This is a genomic window from Aquamicrobium aerolatum DSM 21857 (genome assembly GCF_900113935.1).
Classification (GTDB): Bacteria; Pseudomonadota; Alphaproteobacteria; order Rhizobiales; family Rhizobiaceae; genus Aerobium; species Aerobium aerolatum.
Genome location: NZ_FORF01000015.1, coordinates 1 through 16124 on the forward strand (window position 1 = coordinate 1; position 16124 = coordinate 16124).

A 16124-nucleotide genomic window follows, 5' to 3' on the forward strand; every position below is an offset into this window, starting at 1 on the left:
TCCACCTCGTCTCGAAGCTTTACGAGCGCACCAGCGTCATCATCACCACCAATCTCGCTTTCGCAGAATGGCCGAGCGTCTTCGGCGACGCCAAGATGACGACCGCACTGCTGGACAGGCTCACGCACCACTGCGAAATCGTCGAGACCGGAAACGAATCCTGGCGCTTCAAAAGCCGCTCTCAAAGCTAAAGCCGAAAAGCCAATCAGCCGCGCCCGATCAGGCTGTGCAACCCCGACCAGCTTCGCCTGATCGGGCGCTAACCGGCGTGCCCTTCACAAGCTCTAACCGGGGTCCCTTTTACACGAAAAGGCGGGGTCCCGTTTCCACGGTCATTGACAATCTCGCCCTTGCGCGACTGGCGTGTGGTGGTGGTGACATGAAGTGCCTGCTGCACGGCCTGATAGATGGTCTCGACAGGCAAGCCGAGCGCTGTACCGATGCCGGCAGCGGCCGAAGGCCCGAGATGGGCGATATGGTCGATCTTGTGCTCATGCAGGCAGATGCCCTTCACCAGATTGACCTGTACCTCGTACCCGGTGGCGATGCCCTTGGCGAGCGCCGCGCCATTGAGGCCGACATGCTGGGCGACAGCGAGGATCGCCGGAATATTGTCGCCTGGATGTGAATAGTCGGCGGCGAGGAAGGTGTCGTGAAAGTCGAGTTCGCGTACTGCGACGCCATTGGCCCATGCCGCCCATTCCGGCGAAACGCGCTCCGCGGTCGAAAGTCCGAACACCGTCGCGCCGGGCAGGAAAGGATGCGCCTGCGCCTGCACACGGGCGCTGGCCACCGGACGGCGCGCCAGCGAGGCCGCGGCGACGGCTGCGTTGTCGATGATACGATTGCCGATCATCTCGATGACATCATCATCGAGCGCGACGTCATCGGCGGCAATGGAAGCAATCTTCCAGGCAAGCTGGTCCTCGCGAGCGAGATTTTCGGCGGATTTGTAAGTGCGAACCTTATGCTGCTTCACGGATGAAGCTCCTCTTTTGCTGGTTGATCTGAAACAGGCACGGGAACGGGGTGGCCCTTGTCGTCGACGGCGATCATCATGAAGCGGCCGGTGATGGCAGGGGTGGCATCCTTGCCGGTGCAATCCTCAGGCGCGATCTCAACGATCACCGTCATCGAGGACTGGCCCTGAAAGGCGATGTGCGCGCGGATCGCGATGATCGACCCCTGTGGGACCGGCCGGAAGAACTCGATACAGTCGGCTTTCGCCATCACGACCGGTCCGCGAGCATGTCGCGTGGCGCAGACAAAAGCGGCCTTGCCCATAATCTGCAGCGCATTGAGGCCGTAGAGCGGACCGTGAGCACTGGCCTGTTCCGACAAAATCATTTCCAGAAATTGGGCCTCGGGGAGGCTCGATGTGCTCGCCTGCATGTTCAATTTGAATTGCCCGGTGACTTTTCAAATTCACATTATCCGCATAGAATTAGTCCTATAAAGGACTGAAATTGCAGAGTTTTGTGAAGCCAAACTTGTGAAGATGCGAAGTTTGCGAAGTCCGAAGGAAGGAGCCTATACGTGAAGAAGGCCTTCATGGGGGTACGCCTGAAGCGGCTGCGCGAGGAGCGCAAGCTCACCCAGCAGGCGCTGGCCGACGCGCTCGGCATCTCGCTCTCCTACCTCAACCAGATCGAGAACAATCAGCGGCCGCTGACCGTCCCGGTGCTGTTGAAGCTCAACGCCGCATTCGGCATGGACGTGCAGCTCTTTTCGGACAATGACGATGCGCGGCTGATCGGCGAATTGCGCGAGGCGCTGGCTGATCCAACTGTCGGCGAGAACATCGCCCTGGCCGATCTGCGGGAACTGGCGAGCAACATGCCGGCGCTCGCCCGCGCCTTCATTTCCCAGAGCCGGAGATTGAAGCAGGCCAGCGAGCAGGCTGCTGCCTATGCGGCAAGGGTTGGAGACGACCGGCAAGGAGAGGGGGTCTCGTTACCGTCGACTCCTTTCGAGGAAGTGCGCGATTTCTTCTTCGCCAGCCGCAACTATGTCGATGCGCTCGACCGAGCGGCAGAAACCGTCGCCCAGGAACTCGGCATGCCGATCGGTCGAATGGCTTCGGCGCTGGCCGGCAGACTGGAAGTAAAGCACGGACTGCGGCTGGCTGATCTTGAGGAAGATGCAGACTCCGGCGTACAGCGAAAGTACGATCCTGCGACGCGCACCCTCCGGCTCTCGCGCCGGTTGCGTGCGGGACAGCAGGCGTTCCAGATGGCGACACAACTTGCCTTTTTAGAACAACGCGAACTCATGGATGCTCTGGTCGCAGACGGGGCGTTTTCCAACGAGGAAGCCCGCTCGCTTGCTCATATCGGCCTGGCAAACTATTTCGCCGGTGCGCTCGTTCTGCCCTATACGCCGTTTCTCCAACTGGCTGAGCGCCTGCGCTACGATATCGATCTGCTCGGCCGCGATTTCGGGGTCGGCTTCGAGACGGTCTGCCATCGGCTCAGCACGCTTCAGCGACCCGAGGCGCGTGGCGTGCCGTTCTTCTTCGTCCGCGTTGATCGTGCCGGCAACATCTCGAAGCGGCAGTCGGCGACGGATTTCCACTTCTCGCGTGTCGGCGGGACTTGCCCACTCTGGAACGTCTACGACGCCTTCTCCAATCCCGGCCAGATACTGACCCAAGTCGCGGAGATGCCGGACGGGCGCGCCTATCTCTGGATCGCCCGGATGGTGGAGAATTCGCGCGGCGGATACCGAACACCGACGAAAAGATTCGCAATCGGCCTTGGATGCGACCTGCACCACGCCGACCGGCTTGTCTATTCGCAAGGCATTGTCCAAGACCCGGTCGCACGAACACTGATCGGTGCCGGCTGCAAAGTGTGTGAACGGTCCGGCTGCTCTCAGCGAGCTTTCCCGCCGATCACGAAGACACTGGTCATCGACGACCGGCAGAGTTCATTCGCGCCGTATTCGACCGCCTGACATAGTCCGAAGATCATCGCGTGCTGGCGCCAGGAGGGCGCCTTGCCTCGGCTGCGCATCGCCAGATCGACTCTGGTAACTAGTCGTCTCATGCAAATGTAAATATATAAACATTTCTTTATATCGTATTGACTTTGCCGGCTGTTTGCCCGAGGGTGATCGTGTCATGGTTCTCTGGTCATCCTTGCGATGCGCCGGAGCTAAGAGGGAAGCCGGTGCGCGCGAATGCAATGCCGGAGCTGCCCCCGCAACTGTAAGCGGCGAGCCGAAATCCACTGATGTCACTGAGGCCTGGGCCTTGGGAAGACGGACGGAGGCTGCAACCCGCGAGCCAGGAGACCTGCCCTGACATGTAACGTCCACGGGCGGGGTGTCCCGGTGTGCCGTAGCGGAAGCCGCGTGGCGGTCTGTCTTGCTATGTGTCCGCTGATCCTTGCCCCCAACTTATTTGGGTAAGCCATGTCTCAAACCGCAACTCGAATTGCCGCCCCGGTCGTGACGATCGTTGATCCCCGGCCGAGCGCGACGGGAAACGACTTCACATTCCGCCTCAAGAGGATTCGCTTTGATGAGGATTACCGCCCCTCGGAAAATACGCGCATCACGACGAATTTTGCCAATCTGGCCAGAGGTGAGAACCGGCAGGAAAACCTGCGCAATGCGTTGAAGATGATCGATAATCGTTGCAATGCACTGGCGCATTGGGACAATCCCACGAGTGATCGCTACTCGGTAGAGCTTGAAATCATCTCCGTCGAGATGGACGTCGCTTCGGCAACGAGCGAACCCTTTCCGCTGATCGAAATGCTCAAGACGACCATCGTCGACAGGAAGACGAACCGACGCATCGACGGCATCGTCGGCAATAATTTCTCCTCTTATGTGCGCGATTACGATTTCAGCGTTGTCCTGCCTGCGTACAACAGGAACCGAACCGAATTCACCGTGCCCGACGATTTCGGTGTGCTGCATGGAAACCTGTTCAAGTGCTTCCTCGATTCCGATGTCTACAGGGAGAATTTCACCAAGCGGCCGGTCATATGCCTCAGCGCCTCGGGCAGCAGAACATACAGGCGGACGGAAAGCCGTCACCCCGTATTGGGGGTCGAATACCAGCAGGACGAATTGTCATCGACCGATCTGTATTTCCAGAAAATGGGATTGCAGGTTCGCTATTTCATGCCCCCGGACAGCGTTGCGCCTTTCGCGTTTTACCATCTTGGAGACCTGACCGGAGACTATACCAATCTGGAACTGATCGGCACGATCAGCACGATGGAGACCTTTCAGAAGATCTATCGACCCGAGATTTACAACGCCAACTCCGTCGCGGGCGTCCACTATCAGCCCAGCCTGAAGCATCAGGACTATTCGCTGACCCGCATCGTTTATGACCGCGAAGAACGTAGCCGGCTTGCCGTCGAGCAGGGAAAATTCACGGAAGAGCGGATCATCAAACCATACAAAGCCATCTTCGAGCGCTGGGTTGGCACCAATGCCCTTTGATCAACCGAACCACACAAGGTCATCTGTCTTGAAAAAACTCTTGCCCACGTCAACCGCCGGCAGCCTGCCGAAGCCCTCCTGGCTCGCGGAACCGGAAAAGCTCTGGTCTCCATGGAAGCTACAGGATGAGGAACTGATCGCAGGCAAGCAGGATGCTCTGCGTCTGTCCCTCGACGATCAGCGTCAGGCAGGCATCGATATCGTCAGTGATGGCGAGCAAACGCGCCAGCATTTCGTCACCACCTTTATCGAACATCTCGATGGCGTTGATTTCGAGAAGCGTGAAACTGTCAGAATTCGCAATCGCTATGATGCGAGCGTGCCGACGGTCGTCGGTGCGGTCTCCCGCCAAAAGCCGGTTTTTGTGGAAGATGCCAGATTTCTGCGTCAGCAGACCAGCCAGCCCATCAAATGGGCGCTGCCTGGTCCCATGACGATGATCGATACGCTTTATGATGCGCACTATAAAAGTCGCGAGAAACTGGCCTGGGAGTTCGCCAAAGTCCTCAATGAAGAAGCGAAGGAGCTGGAGGCTGCTGGCGTCGATATCATCCAGTTCGACGAACCCGCCTTCAATGTCTTCTTCGATGAGGTGAACGACTGGGGCATCGCCACCTTGGAGCGGGCCATCGAGGGGCTCACCTGCGAAACCGCCGTCCACATCTGCTACGGCTACGGCATCAAGGCCAATACGGACTGGAAGAACACGCTGGGGTCGGAGTGGCGGCAGTACGAGGAATCGTTCCCGAAACTGCAGCAATCCAGCATCGACCTGATCTCGCTGGAATGTCACAACTCGCATGTGCCGATCGACCTGATCGAACTCATCCGCGGCAAGAAAGTGATGGTCGGTGCCATCGATGTGGCGTCGAACACTATCGAGACCCCGGAGGAAGTCGCCGAAACCCTGCGAAAAGCGCTGAAATTCGTAAATGCAGACAAACTCTATCCCTGCACGAATTGCGGCATGGCCCCACTGTCCCGTCAGGTAGCCACCGGCAAGCTGAAGGCCTTGAGTGCAGGCGCAGAGATCGTCCGAAAGGAACTTTCCGCGTAAGGTTTGAGTTCAATCAGGTCCGCAGTAGGATTGTGGCGGTAAGCCTTCGCAGAAGGCGAGCCACGAGCTTTTGGGCAACATTCTGAGAATGCAGTGTAAAGGCGAACCGCGTGAAGTCGATGAGCGTGAGGGCGGTGGTCGACGCTCGCTTTCATCGCGATCGTTGAGAATCTGCCACTGACGCCAAGAGCTTAGTTCGCCGAATTGATCGGCGGGCTTGTTGGGTCGCTGCGTTTGCGGGCGACCCAATCTTGGAAGCGGCATCGTTCTGTAGAGTCATTCTTGCCACTCGCACCTGAGGCAGACGAGAGGCGATGTGAGATCATGGTACGTGCTGCTCTGATCGCGATCTAGCTAAATGTCTCGTAGGGCAGTGTCTGCGTAAGAGGCCACCTTATCAGACGCTCACGCCAAAGATCCGCCCTACACCAGCGGTGATCGCCATCGCTGCGGCTCCCCAGAAGAGCACCCGAAGCGTCGCCGGCAATTTGGGAGCACCGCCCGAATGAGCTCCCAGCGCTCCCAGCACCGCCAAGCATACCAGCGTCGATGAAACCACGACCGGAATGATTTTGTCTGTGGGTGCCAGAAGTGCCGAGGCGAGAGGAATTGCGGCAGCGACCGAGAATGTGAGCGCTGATGTGAGCGCCGCCTGTAAAGGTTTGGCAGCGTGAATTTCTGACAATCCAAGTTCCTCGCGTACATGGGCGCTGACCGCGTCGTGTTCTGTCAGCTCTCGAGCTACTAAAGCCGCGGTCCCGGCCGAAAGGCCACGAGATTCGAAGATAGAAGCAAGCTCAGCCTCTTCCTCTCGGGGGTTGTCCAGAATGGCAGCGCGTTCCCGCACGATATCCGCCCGCTCGACATCAGCTTGCGAGCTGACCGAAACATACTCGCCGGCGGCCATGGACATTGCCCCTGCCGCAAGAGCTGCGGCGCCCGCGACCAGAATTGCACTTCGACCAGGATCGGCGGCGGCGACGCCAACAATCAGCGAAGAGACGGAAACGATTCCATCGTTCGCTCCGAGCACGGCCGCGCGTAGCCAACCCGCTCTATCGATGAAGTGAGGCTCTTCGTGTGCCGATTTATATTCCATCGAAGTCAGTCTCCTGCAATGCCGTTCGGCATCTCACCATGCTGCGCGAGGATGATTGCCTCTTCCAGCACTTCACCTGTTTCTGCATCAAGCTGTTTGCAAGGCAGCGATAGCGCCAGCCGATCAACCAGCGTCACGCTCGGCCGGCTTGATCGCTTCGTCGGCGTCTTGAACGCCCATCTGCCGGGGCTGGATAATGCAAAACGTTCTTTGCCATCATCCGATATCCATTTTTGAGTTAGGCATGGGCTCTCTCCCTAGCCAAAGAGCCTGCTCTCGCAATGAATGTTTACCGCCATTCGCTGTGTTGGCGGCGCTGCTGTGAAGCGGCCGCTAAAATTAACCGTCGTTTTAGTCGTCGATGGCCTGTCTGCCTGTCATGTGCTCAATGACGATTCTGTAGAACAGATGTGGTGATATTGTTGCCAAGGGTGGTGTGACGGGCTTGAGCGCACCCGGCTCCCACCAATTGGCGTGCCTGCTCAGCAGGGACCATGCATGTTCTCGCTCGTGCTTGAAGCCAATTCTGTCTGGTAGTTCTTCAAAGACGCCATTGATGACAACGCTCTTCCAAGCTCGACCCTCGCCGAACTCGTCAATCTGAATGCACACTTTGGGATTGATCCGCATCCAGTCGACTTTTTGACCGGGCATCGAAAAGCTGTACAGGTAATTGCCAAAGAATGAGAACGTGATTGGAACGACGTATGGCTGACCATCTTTGGCGCATGCCAAGCGTCCTTGCCTGCTGGACGCTAGAAGAGCTTGAATCTGCTGTTTGTCTAACTCTCTGATAATCATCTCTCAGCCCTCAGAAAAGCCGTGCGACCCTAAAACAAATTCACCTTAAAACCGCCAAGCATGCAACATCTTGCTACCTTACGCGGAGCCCATCAAGCATGACAACGCTACCCGAAGCGCCGCGGACCCTACGCCGAGATCAACCTTCTTTCCTTTCCGTATGTGCTCCAGAAGCGTTTGCCCAAAACAGCTTTGGGCTGGCTAGGCTCGACGAATGCCGAGCTGCATGGGGCCGGCGAGGCAGCTGGCACCTATCGTGAGTATTTCATCGAGAACGCAGACTACACGACGGTCCGGTTCCATTAGGAACTGCGCATGATCACGATGCCGCCCTGACCAGAACGGGCGCGGTATTTTCTGCTAGGGTCTCGCCTCAGATGATGAGCTGCATACGGCGCTCCAGTGCAGCGGCGTCTTGTCTGCTCGAACGTGCGAGTTCCCGATCACGAATAGTTCCGGGATCCGCTGATGCCTTGGCTAGATCGCATGGCCGCGCTGGATTGGAGCGCTGTAGGGTGTCTGCAGCAGCAAGGTTTTCCACAGTCTCTTAAGCTAACAAAAGGTGCTAATGACCCCTGCTAGGGTAGAAATCTAAACATCTGATTTTGTTAAGAAAATATATTGGCTGGGGAACCTGGATTCGAACCAGGACTAACGGAGTCAGAGTCCGTGGGTCTACCGTTAACCTATTCCCCAAGAAGCGATTCTGATGCGATCCGCTTTGGTGCCGCCGCTTTGTGTTGCGGTGAACGAGGCCCGATATAGAGGCCGCGGATAAATAGTCAACCCTATTCTTGCAAGACAGGCTGCGTGTTGTGGAAAAATTGCACAGCGCTGGGTTGGTGTTTACCTCAAGCGCTGGTATCCTGACTCCAACGTAGAAAATCAAGGTGCCTGCAGCGTCCGGTTGGGCTCGCGCGGCGCTGAAGGATAATAATTTGAGAGACCCCCGAAAGGGCGCGAAAGCGTCGGATGAAGGGGCGTCAGGTGGACTGGAGGGCCCATCGCGGGCCAGGCAGCGACCTACTGAGCGGAACGCAAATGCTGTTCCTGCCAGAGACGGCCCGCATGAAGCGCGGGCTGATCAGGACGCCCATCAAGGCAAGGGCCCGCTGAAAAAGCGCCGCAAGAGGCGTCGCGGACGGAAGGTCTTTGCGCGTGACAAGGATGCGGTGCCGCCTGGGCCTGCGTCCGGGTCACCAGCGTGTGCGTCGGAAGGCAACGACACCGCGGCCGACGGCAGGCGCGTCTCAAACGGGCGGCGTGCCCCGGCGGCACACTTGTCTGGCAGCCGTTCTGAACCACGCCCCGCACAGCATCAGCCGACAGGATCCAAGGGCGGCCACGGCAAGTTTGGCAGCAGGTCTGCCGAATTGCCTGTCTACGCGGCCCTGGATCTGGGGACGAACAATTGCCGTCTCCTTGTCGCGGTTCCGACCGGGCCGGGACAGTTTCGGGTCATCGATGCGTTCTCGCGGATCGTTCGTCTGGGCGAGGGGCTTTCAACGTCAGGTCGCCTGAATGACAATGCGATGGATCGCGCTGTCGAAGCGTTGAAAGTGTGTGGCGACAAGCTGAGGGCGCGACAGGTCCGCAAGGCGCGGCTGATCGCTACCGAGGCGTGCAGAACCGCCGCCAATGGAAGCGACTTTCTGCGCAGGGTTGAGATTGAAGCGGGGCTCAAACTCGAGATCATCGACCGCAAGACGGAAGCACGACTGGCAGTTTCAGGATGCGGCTCTCTTGTCGAGCGCAATACTGATGGGGTGGTCCTGTTCGATATTGGTGGCGGTTCTTCGGAAATCGCACTGATCGACATTTCGCGTCACAGAACACCGCGCCTGGCGAATCACATTGTGTCCTGGACGTCGCTGCCGGTCGGCGTTGTCTCGCTTGCAGAACGTTTCGGCGGGCGTGAAGTGACCCCGGAAATTTTCGAGGCCATGGTTCTGGCCGTGATGCAGATGCTTGATGGCTTCGAGGGGCGTACGAAGTTGGCGCATCTGGGCGCGGACGCTCGTTTCTATCTACTTGGAACTTCCGGCACGGTGACGACACTTGCGGGGGTTCATCTCGGGCTGGAGCGCTATGACCGGCGGCAGGTCGACGGACTGTGGATGGACAATGCCAATGTCGATGCAATGATTTCCAAACTTTTGGGTTGGAATTTTGAAGCACGGATGGCCAATCCTTGCATCGGCGCGGATAGGGCCGATCTGGTTCTTGCGGGCTGCGCAATTCTCGAGGCGATTCGCAGATATTGGCCTTCCGAGCGAATCCGAGTGGCCGATCGCGGCCTGCGAGAAGGGATATTGTCCGAATTGATGGCAGATGATGGCGCCTGGCGGAATCCGCGTCGTCGAGGAGCGTTGGGTCGATGAAAAAACCTGGAAGCGGTACGCCGAAGACAAGTGGCGCACGCGTTCTCAAAACCCGTATCAAGAAGAAGCGGGGTCTGAAGAATTCGTCGCGGCGGTGGCTGGAGCGACATCTTAACGATCCCTATGTGCTGAGATCCAAGGCCGAAGGATACCGCTCGCGCGCAGCCTTCAAGCTGATCGAGATCGACGACAAGCACAAGCTGTTGCAGCCAGGTCAGAGGGTGATCGATCTTGGGGCTGCTCCTGGCGGCTGGTTGCAGGTTGCCGCGGCACGGGTGAAGTCGCCGGAGGATGCGCCAACTGTCGTGGGCATTGACTATCTTGGTCTAGATCCGGTTCCCGGCACCACGATCCTGGAGATGGATTTTCTTGATGACGACGCACCGGCGCGTTTGATGGAAACCCTTGGTGGCGCGCCGGACATCGTCATGTCGGATATGGCTGCGCCGACGACAGGCCATCGTCGAACCGACCATATCCGTACGATGCATCTGTGTGAGGTCGCGGCAGACTTCGCGGTGCAGGTGTTGAAGGAAGGAGGGCACTTCCTCGCCAAGACGTTCCAAGGCGGGACTGAAAGCACTCTCCTTGACCTGCTGAAGCGGAATTTTCGGACGGTGCAGCACGTCAAGCCACCGGCATCGCGAGAGGAATCGGTCGAGCTCTACATTCTCGCCAAGCACTTCAAGGGACGTGGTGAGGGGAGCGAAGCTGAACCTGAGGGAGAGTCGGCGGAGTCCTGAGAGACCGGCTTTGCCGATTGTCCCGTAAGTACTTGCTGTGAGGATCGCTGAGGTTGCAGACGGTTCGTTGCGGTGATCGGGGCGCGAATGGCGGGCCACCATCAGGGTGATGGTTAGCGAAAGCGCGTCGCGATCTTTCAGATTCGCTCCTTGCGCTTTAGCTTCTTGTTTTTACGCATGTCTTTGTCTCGAAACCGGTTCTCACTTTCGGAAGACATGCTTTAAAGGATCGAGATGACTTTTGCGGCAAGGTCGTCAAGCCTGTCGCCCGGCAGACCGGCGACGTTGAAGCGGCTGTCGCTGACAATGTAGACGCCGTGCTTCTCGCGCAATTCCATGACCTGTGTCTGTGTCAGGCCGAGACGGGAGAACATGCCGCGCTGGTTCGCGATAAAGTCGAAGCGCTCCGAGTTCGACTGGCGCCGCAGAGCTTCTGCAAAACCGTTACGAAGGCTCAACATACGCAGGCGGACCGATTCCAGTTCTGCCTGCCAGTTGGCGCGCAAATCGTCGTCATGCAGGACAATACGCACGCAAGCGGCAGCGTGATCGGGTGGCATTGACCAGATGCAACGTCCGACGCCGAGCAGTTGGCTGTAGGCGATGTCAGCTTCTGACCTGTTGCGACCCAGAATGATGGCGGCACCGGCGCGGTCGCGATAAACGGAAAAATTCTTGGAGCAGCTTGCCGCAACAAGCATCTCAGGGACGGTTTCTGCCAGAATCCGCACCCCGGCTGCGTCTTCCTCGAGACCTTCTCCGAAACCCTGATAGGCGATGTCGACAAGCGGAATCAGCCCTTTCCGGACCATAAGATCGGCCAGCGTTTTCCAGTGTTCCGGTGCGAGATCCGCGCCGGTCGGGTTGTGGCAGCAGCCGTGCAGCAGGACGACATCGCCCGCTGGAAGTTGCTCCAGCGCGTCGAGCATGGCATCGACGTCAACGCTGTTCGTATACGCATCAAAATATGGGTAGATGTTTGTCGTCAGGCCGGAAGCTGTGATGATTGGCACGTGGTTCGGCCAGGTTGGGCTGGGCACCCAAACCGTCGCATCGGGACGCGCGAGCCGCAGCAGATCTGACAGGGCTCGCAGCGCACCGGTTCCGCCGGGGGTCTGCGCTGCCCGCAACCGTGTGCGGTCAGCCTTGTCTCCCATCAGAAGACCGATCATCAATTCATTGAAAACGGTGTCTCCGGCAAGGCCGAGATAGCTTTTGGTCGCTTGCGTTTCATGCAGACGGCGCTCGGCTTTTCGGACTGCCTGCATGACCGGTGTCTTGCCGGTTGCGTCCTTGTAGACGCCTACGCCGAGATCGATTTTTTCCGCGCGCGGGTCGTCTCGGAACATCGACATAAGCATCAGGATGCCGTCGGGTGCAGCAGGATTAAGTGTCTCAAACATGAAAATCTACTCCACAAGCCGGCGCAACCAAGCCCCAAATCCACATGCAGTGCAACCTCTATGCGTGTGGGCAGAGTAGAAGGCTCGTGCATGTTGCAGTTATGCGTCGGTCGTCGCGCCGGGGAGAGATCCTCATGATGAGCTGTGTGGGTTGTCGACCCGCAACACGGTCAAGGCATGGCCGCGTCCGTCCGGGGTCATCCATTCCATCCCTTGTCCGGTAGACAGTCCTATCAGCGCGACACCCGCCGGTGTGAGGACAGAGACTTTTCCAGCATTTTCGTCTGCATCATCCGGGAAAACCAGTTCCGCGCGCCGGGCTTCTCCGGCTTCAGTACGCCAAACAACTGTTGAGCCCATGCGAATGACCGTGGCGGGGACGCGCGTGTCCGGAACTATCCTCGCGCGGCCAAGTTCTTCGCCCAATGTCTCGGAAAGCGTCTCATTGAGACTCGACGCCGAATTCAGGATGAGCGACAGACGGCCATGGTCATTCTCCCCGATAACTATCGGGCTTTTTCTCTCCCTGCGAAAGCTTCTCTGCATATCGGTCCGTCGGTTGTTGTGGAATGGTTCAGTGAATGTATGAAATTAAGTACAGGTTTCTGTTTTTACGCACGATTTCTGCGCCGAAAACCCGGTCTGGAACCGGGAAGATGTCTTGCATCGACAGATTTTTCTCCCGCTGCTACTGCGGTAGTTGCGGGTGAGGCAGAAAGGATAGTCGAGTGGCCGAGAGCGCGATTTCACGAGTGGTGATCATCGGAAGTGGACAGGCCGGCGTAGAGTGTGCGGCCGCGCTGAGGGCGCAGGGTTTTCCAGGCGCGATCTCCATCATCGGTGACGACCCTCATCTTCCATACCAGCGTCCGCCATTGTCGAAAGAATTTCTGAAAAGTGCAGCTGATTCATCGTTGCCACTTAAAGGTGAGGCCTTTTATGCAGCTAACAATATCGACCTATGCTTGGGCGTAGCTGTCCATTTCATTGAGCGAGATGCTGGCCGGGTCATTCTCGGCAATGGCGATGTGATCCCCTACGATCATCTCGTAATTGCCACTGGCGCCCGCAACCGTTTCCCACCTGTCGTGGGCCTCGATCCAGACAAGGTGCTGGAACTACGAACGCTTGCAGACGCCCAGGAGATGACAAGCAGACTCGATCAGCTGCGAACGATCGTGATAATCGGTGGCGGCTTCATCGGGCTTGAGGTCGCGGCGCTGTTGCGACAACGGCAGGTCGATGTGCATGTCGTGGAGGCGGCAGACCGCCTCATGTCGCGCGTTCTTACTCCGATGATGAGCGCTGAGTTCGCGAACATTCACCGGGAGCAGGGGACGCATCTGCATCTTGGCGTTGTGGCAAAGTCTGTGGACGGCAGCCGGGTTACGCTCTCTCAAGGAACCACGATCAACGCTGATGCGGTGCTGGTCGCTGCAGGTGTCGTGCCGAATGTCGAGATTGCAGCAGAGGCTGGCCTTGCGGTGCAGAATGGCATCGTTGTTGACGAGTTGCTGCTGACTTCGGACCCCAACATTTCTGCAATAGGTGACTGTTCACTTCACCCAAGCCGATGGGGATCGGGCATTATTCGTCTGGAATCTGTCCAGAATGCCGTGGATCAGGCCAAGTGTGTGGCAAGGCGACTGGTGGGGAATCCGGCACCGTATGACAGTCTGCCATGGTTCTGGTCTTATCAGGGCGAGGCCAAGTTGCAGATCGCGGGTCTGGGGCAAGGGATGGACGATGCCGTCTTGCGTGGCGATCCGGCGACCGGGAAATTTTCGGTATTTGCCTATCGTGAGGGACGATTGATTGCGGTTGAGAGCGTCAACAGTGCGGCCGACCACATGGTGGCACGGCGCCTGCTTGCCGGGGGGCGTTCGATCGACCGCGATGTTGCGGGCGATCTGTCGATTGACCTCAAGTCGTTGCTTTAGCGTATGTCTCCCGAAAGTGGGAACCGGTTTCGGGAAAAAGCTTGTGCGAATGAGGCAACTCAAGGCCTATCCGTAAAATCGCGACACGCTGCGTTGGAAATTATGAGTCTATTCAAGTCGCTGTAGGCGTTTATTCAACGAACAGCTTGACGCTGTCGGAACGCCCGGCTGCATCGATGACCGTCAGCGTCGAAAATCCCGCGCCGGTCGGCACCCAGGTCATCGTGCGGCGGCGCGACACGCTGTCAAATGCCCTACCATTGGCGAGCCATCGAAATGGCGCACGTCCTCCCTGCAGTTTGAGAGCGACAGTGTTCAGCCCGCCTTCGATCCGTTCAACCCTGGCGCCCTGCGGCGGAAAAATGATCTGCGGAGCCGGCTCGGCAAGAGGGCGCTCCTGCAGTTCCTCCTTGCCGGTTGCAAAACGTCTCAACGTAATTGGCAAATCAGAATACGAGCTGCGAAATGCACCAGTCGGCGGGCGCGGCAAAGAGAGGATGGCAACACCGGATTTCGCGAATGCCTCGAACAAGATCGGTGCGGCTGACTGATAGCCTGCCAGACCCGGTACTGGCGCACCATCGGGACGACCGACCCATACGCCGATGACATGCCGTCCATCGAAGCCAACGGACCACGCATCACGATAGCCGTAGCTCGTTCCAGTCTTGTAGGCGATGCCCTGACGTCTGGATCCTTCTGGTGGTGTAATGCCGCCGAGCATATCGCTGACTTGCCAGGAGGCTGCACTCTCCAAAAGACGTGAGCGCTGGCGCGGACCGGGAAGGTTCCCAAGGCTTGTCACCTCGCCGAGGTTTGGAAACGCAGTGTAAAGCTGGACGAGGTCGTGGAGAGAAATTCCAGCACCTCCGAGCGCGATGGCCAACCCTGGCCGCTCGAAACGGGGAAGAGCCATTTCGATACCGGCCTGCCGGAAGCGCGTGGTCAGCTTTGCCGGACCGACACTATCAAGAAGATGTACGGCAGGCACATTCAGTGACATCTGCAGCGCGGTACGGATTGATACGTCGCCCTGGTAGGCAAGATCGAAGTTGCGTGGGCGGTAGCCACTGAAGTTTGATGGCCGATCTTCGATAACAGTTTCCTGCGCTACCAATCCTTCCTCGAACGCAAGACCGTAGATGAACGGCTTGAGGGTTGAGCCCGGTGAGCGCACGGCGCGCGTCATATCCACCCAACCGGCGCGGGTTGAATCGAAAAAGCCGGCCGAGCCAACATCTGCGATCACGTCGCCATTGTGCGCATCAGCCATCACGATTGCGACAGAGATACGCGGTCCGAGTTGCGTCGCAGCCAGGTGGGCGACACGCTCAAGCGCCTCCTGAGTACGGCGGTCGATTGTCAGTTGATGACGTTTCTGGAGGGGGGCGATGGCCAGCGCGCGCTGCGCCGCGTGTGCGGCCAGAAATGGCAGCGCTAGGCGTTGGGAGGGGACAGAATCCATCATGCCCCGTTCGGCCTCTCCCTTGTCGATATGCTGTTCGGAAGCCATCCGCTCAAGCACGCGGTCGCGTGCCGCCAGAGCGTTTACCGGGTTTGTGTCTGGCCGTCGCCGCTCAGGTAATTGCGGCAATGCGACGAGCAATGCCGCCTCACTCACCAGAAGACGCTTCGGTTCCTTGCCATACCAACCCAGAGTAGCTGCCCGAATGCCCTCAAGATTGCCGCCATACGGAGCCAGAGTGAGATATCGTTCCAGAATTTCGTCTTTGCCGAGACGCCGCTCGATCTGAACAGCCCGCAACATCTGCCGAATTTTGGCGGACAGGGAACGCTTTTCACGCGGCTCGATCAGGCGTGCCAACTGCATGGAGATGGTCGAGCCGCCTGACACGATGCGGCCATTTGTGACCAACTGGAGCGCCGCCCGTCCTATCGCGATCAAGTCGATGCCACGATGAGCGTAAAATCGTCGATCTTCGTATGCGATCAGCATGTCGACAAACCGAGGGTCCACATCGTCCAATGCGACGGTGAATCGCCAGACACCTTGCGGCGTGGCAAGCGAACGCAACAGTGCGCCGTTGCGGTCCACCACCTCCGTTGAAACGTCGAAATGATCCAGAGGCGGCGGGTAGGCCGCATCCAGCGATCGCAGCGTTGCCATCAACGTCATGCCGATGATGGCGGTCGCGCCCAGCGCGAGCACTGGCCATCTTCGGCAGGCGCGGGCCTGCATGATCAGCTTCGTAGGGAGTGCCATCGCCATAGTGGCCGT

The 16124-nt window shown here is 58.3% G+C and carries 15 protein-coding genes, 1 tRNA gene, 1 pseudogene and 1 riboswitch; of the genes and pseudogenes, 8 read left to right on the forward strand and 9 right to left on the reverse strand.

Going from position 1 to position 16124, the window contains the following annotated elements:
• The coding region (locus BMZ42_RS12945; RefSeq protein ID WP_175556715.1) for an ATP-binding protein at positions 1 to 191 on the forward strand (191 nt) is incomplete at its 5' end.
• Positions 192 to 340: 149 nt separating this feature from the next.
• Here BMZ42_RS12945 and BMZ42_RS12950 read toward each other — a convergent pair.
• Both BMZ42_RS12950 and BMZ42_RS12955 read right to left on the reverse strand, forming a co-directional pair.
• Positions 341 to 979 (reverse strand): annotated as a pseudogene (locus BMZ42_RS12950) (MmgE/PrpD family protein); the annotation flags it as partial.
• The gene (locus tag BMZ42_RS12955) at positions 976 to 1341 is read right to left on the reverse strand and encodes an acyl-CoA thioesterase (protein ID WP_420492470.1); all 366 of its coding nucleotides are present in this window, start codon (positions 1339 to 1341) and stop codon (positions 976 to 978) included. The gene BMZ42_RS12955 and the pseudogene BMZ42_RS12950, both read right to left, overlap by 4 nt.
• A 195-nt stretch (positions 1342 to 1536) precedes the next feature.
• Here BMZ42_RS12955 and BMZ42_RS12960 point away from each other — a divergent pair, with 195 nt between their 5' ends.
• The 3 genes from BMZ42_RS12960 (at position 1537) to BMZ42_RS12970 (ending at position 5518) form a co-directional block, all read left to right on the forward strand.
• Positions 1537 to 2955: a short-chain fatty acyl-CoA regulator family protein gene (locus BMZ42_RS12960; RefSeq protein ID WP_091523108.1), complete on the forward strand. Its 1419-nt coding sequence runs from the start codon at positions 1537 to 1539 to the stop codon at positions 2953 to 2955.
• Positions 2956 to 3105: 150 nt separating this feature from the next.
• A riboswitch (cobalamin riboswitch) is annotated at positions 3106 to 3317 on the forward strand.
• A gap of 97 nt (positions 3318 to 3414) precedes the next feature.
• Entirely contained in the window at positions 3415 to 4461 is a 1047-nt protein-coding gene (locus BMZ42_RS12965) for a DUF1852 domain-containing protein (protein WP_091523111.1), read from the forward strand.
• Positions 4462 to 4489: 28 nt separating this feature from the next.
• Positions 4490 to 5518 (forward strand): methionine synthase, encoded by a 1029-nt coding sequence (locus BMZ42_RS12970; RefSeq protein WP_091523114.1) that lies wholly within the window; start codon positions 4490 to 4492, stop codon positions 5516 to 5518.
• Between the two features lie 397 nt (positions 5519 to 5915).
• Here BMZ42_RS12970 and BMZ42_RS12975 read toward each other — a convergent pair whose 3' ends face one another.
• The 3 genes from BMZ42_RS12975 to BMZ42_RS12980 all read right to left on the reverse strand — a co-directional run bounded on the left by BMZ42_RS12975 (position 5916) and on the right by BMZ42_RS12980 (position 7418).
• The gene (locus tag BMZ42_RS12975) at positions 5916 to 6617 is read right to left on the reverse strand and encodes a VIT1/CCC1 transporter family protein (RefSeq protein ID WP_091523116.1); all 702 of its coding nucleotides are present in this window, start codon (positions 6615 to 6617) and stop codon (positions 5916 to 5918) included.
• A 5-nt stretch (positions 6618 to 6622) separates the two neighbouring features.
• Positions 6623 to 6754 (reverse strand): hypothetical protein, encoded by a 132-nt coding sequence (locus tag BMZ42_RS18400; protein WP_280139873.1) that lies wholly within the window; start codon positions 6752 to 6754, stop codon positions 6623 to 6625.
• A 214-nt stretch (positions 6755 to 6968) separates the two neighbouring features.
• The gene (locus BMZ42_RS12980) at positions 6969 to 7418 is read right to left on the reverse strand and encodes a pyridoxamine 5'-phosphate oxidase family protein (RefSeq protein ID WP_091523118.1); all 450 of its coding nucleotides are present in this window, start codon (positions 7416 to 7418) and stop codon (positions 6969 to 6971) included.
• 177 nt (positions 7419 to 7595) lie between these two features.
• Between BMZ42_RS12980 and BMZ42_RS18405 the strand changes: the two genes are divergently transcribed.
• Entirely contained in the window at positions 7596 to 7724 is a 129-nt protein-coding gene (locus BMZ42_RS18405; RefSeq protein ID WP_280139874.1) for a hypothetical protein, read from the forward strand.
• Positions 7725 to 8040: 316 nt separating this feature from the next.
• Here the strand turns inward: BMZ42_RS18405 and BMZ42_RS12985 are convergent.
• A tRNA-Gln gene (locus BMZ42_RS12985) sits at positions 8041 to 8114 on the reverse strand.
• A gap of 242 nt (positions 8115 to 8356) precedes the next feature.
• Between BMZ42_RS12985 and BMZ42_RS12990 the strand changes: the two genes are divergently transcribed.
• Both BMZ42_RS12990 and BMZ42_RS12995 read left to right on the forward strand, forming a co-directional pair.
• Positions 8357 to 9799 carry a Ppx/GppA phosphatase family protein gene (locus BMZ42_RS12990; RefSeq protein WP_175556716.1) on the forward strand — a complete coding sequence of 481 codons (1443 nt, stop codon included), beginning with the start codon at positions 8357 to 8359 and terminating at the stop codon, positions 9797 to 9799.
• A complete protein-coding gene (locus tag BMZ42_RS12995; RefSeq protein WP_091523124.1) occupies positions 9796 to 10542 on the forward strand; it encodes an RlmE family RNA methyltransferase in 747 nt (248 codons plus the stop codon). The genes BMZ42_RS12990 and BMZ42_RS12995 overlap by 4 nt, the downstream gene beginning before the upstream one ends.
• A 221-nt stretch (positions 10543 to 10763) precedes the next feature.
• Here BMZ42_RS12995 and BMZ42_RS13000 read toward each other — a convergent pair whose 3' ends face one another.
• Both BMZ42_RS13000 and rnk read right to left on the reverse strand, forming a co-directional pair.
• Positions 10764 to 11945, reverse strand: coding sequence for an amino acid aminotransferase (locus BMZ42_RS13000; protein ID WP_091523126.1), 1182 nt, complete (start codon positions 11943 to 11945; stop codon positions 10764 to 10766).
• A gap of 132 nt (positions 11946 to 12077) precedes the next feature.
• Positions 12078 to 12491, reverse strand: coding sequence for a nucleoside diphosphate kinase regulator (gene rnk / locus BMZ42_RS18495; RefSeq protein WP_091523129.1), 414 nt, complete (start codon positions 12489 to 12491; stop codon positions 12078 to 12080).
• 209 nt (positions 12492 to 12700) lie between these two features.
• Here rnk and BMZ42_RS13010 point away from each other — a divergent pair, with 209 nt between their 5' ends.
• A complete protein-coding gene (locus tag BMZ42_RS13010) occupies positions 12701 to 13885 on the forward strand; it encodes an NAD(P)/FAD-dependent oxidoreductase (RefSeq protein WP_342028954.1) in 1185 nt (394 codons plus the stop codon).
• A gap of 130 nt (positions 13886 to 14015) precedes the next feature.
• On the opposite strand, the gene pbpC is transcribed toward BMZ42_RS13010, so the two are convergent.
• Positions 14016 to 16109 (reverse strand): penicillin-binding protein 1C, encoded by a 2094-nt coding sequence (gene pbpC / locus BMZ42_RS13015; RefSeq protein WP_420492471.1) that lies wholly within the window; start codon positions 16107 to 16109, stop codon positions 14016 to 14018.
• Positions 16110 to 16124: the final 15 nt, after the last annotated feature.

Excerpts from the sequence above, each read along its gene's own strand:
- BMZ42_RS12975 (WP_091523116.1), bottom strand. The coding sequence starts at position 6,617 with ATGGAATATAAATCGGCACACGAAGAGCCTCACTTCATCGATAGAGCG.
- BMZ42_RS13000 (WP_091523126.1), bottom strand. The coding sequence starts at position 11,945 with ATGTTTGAGACACTTAATCCTGCTGCACCCGACGGCATCCTGATGCTT.
- BMZ42_RS12980 (WP_091523118.1), bottom strand. The coding sequence starts at position 7,418 with ATGATTATCAGAGAGTTAGACAAACAGCAGATTCAAGCTCTTCTAGCG.
- BMZ42_RS12995 (WP_091523124.1), top strand. The coding sequence starts at position 9,796 with ATGAAAAAACCTGGAAGCGGTACGCCGAAGACAAGTGGCGCACGCGTT.
- pbpC (WP_420492471.1), bottom strand. The coding sequence starts at position 16,109 with ATGGCACTCCCTACGAAGCTGATCATGCAGGCCCGCGCCTGCCGAAGA.
- rnk (WP_091523129.1), bottom strand. The coding sequence starts at position 12,491 with ATGCAGAGAAGCTTTCGCAGGGAGAGAAAAAGCCCGATAGTTATCGGG.
- BMZ42_RS12965 (WP_091523111.1), top strand. The coding sequence starts at position 3,415 with ATGTCTCAAACCGCAACTCGAATTGCCGCCCCGGTCGTGACGATCGTT.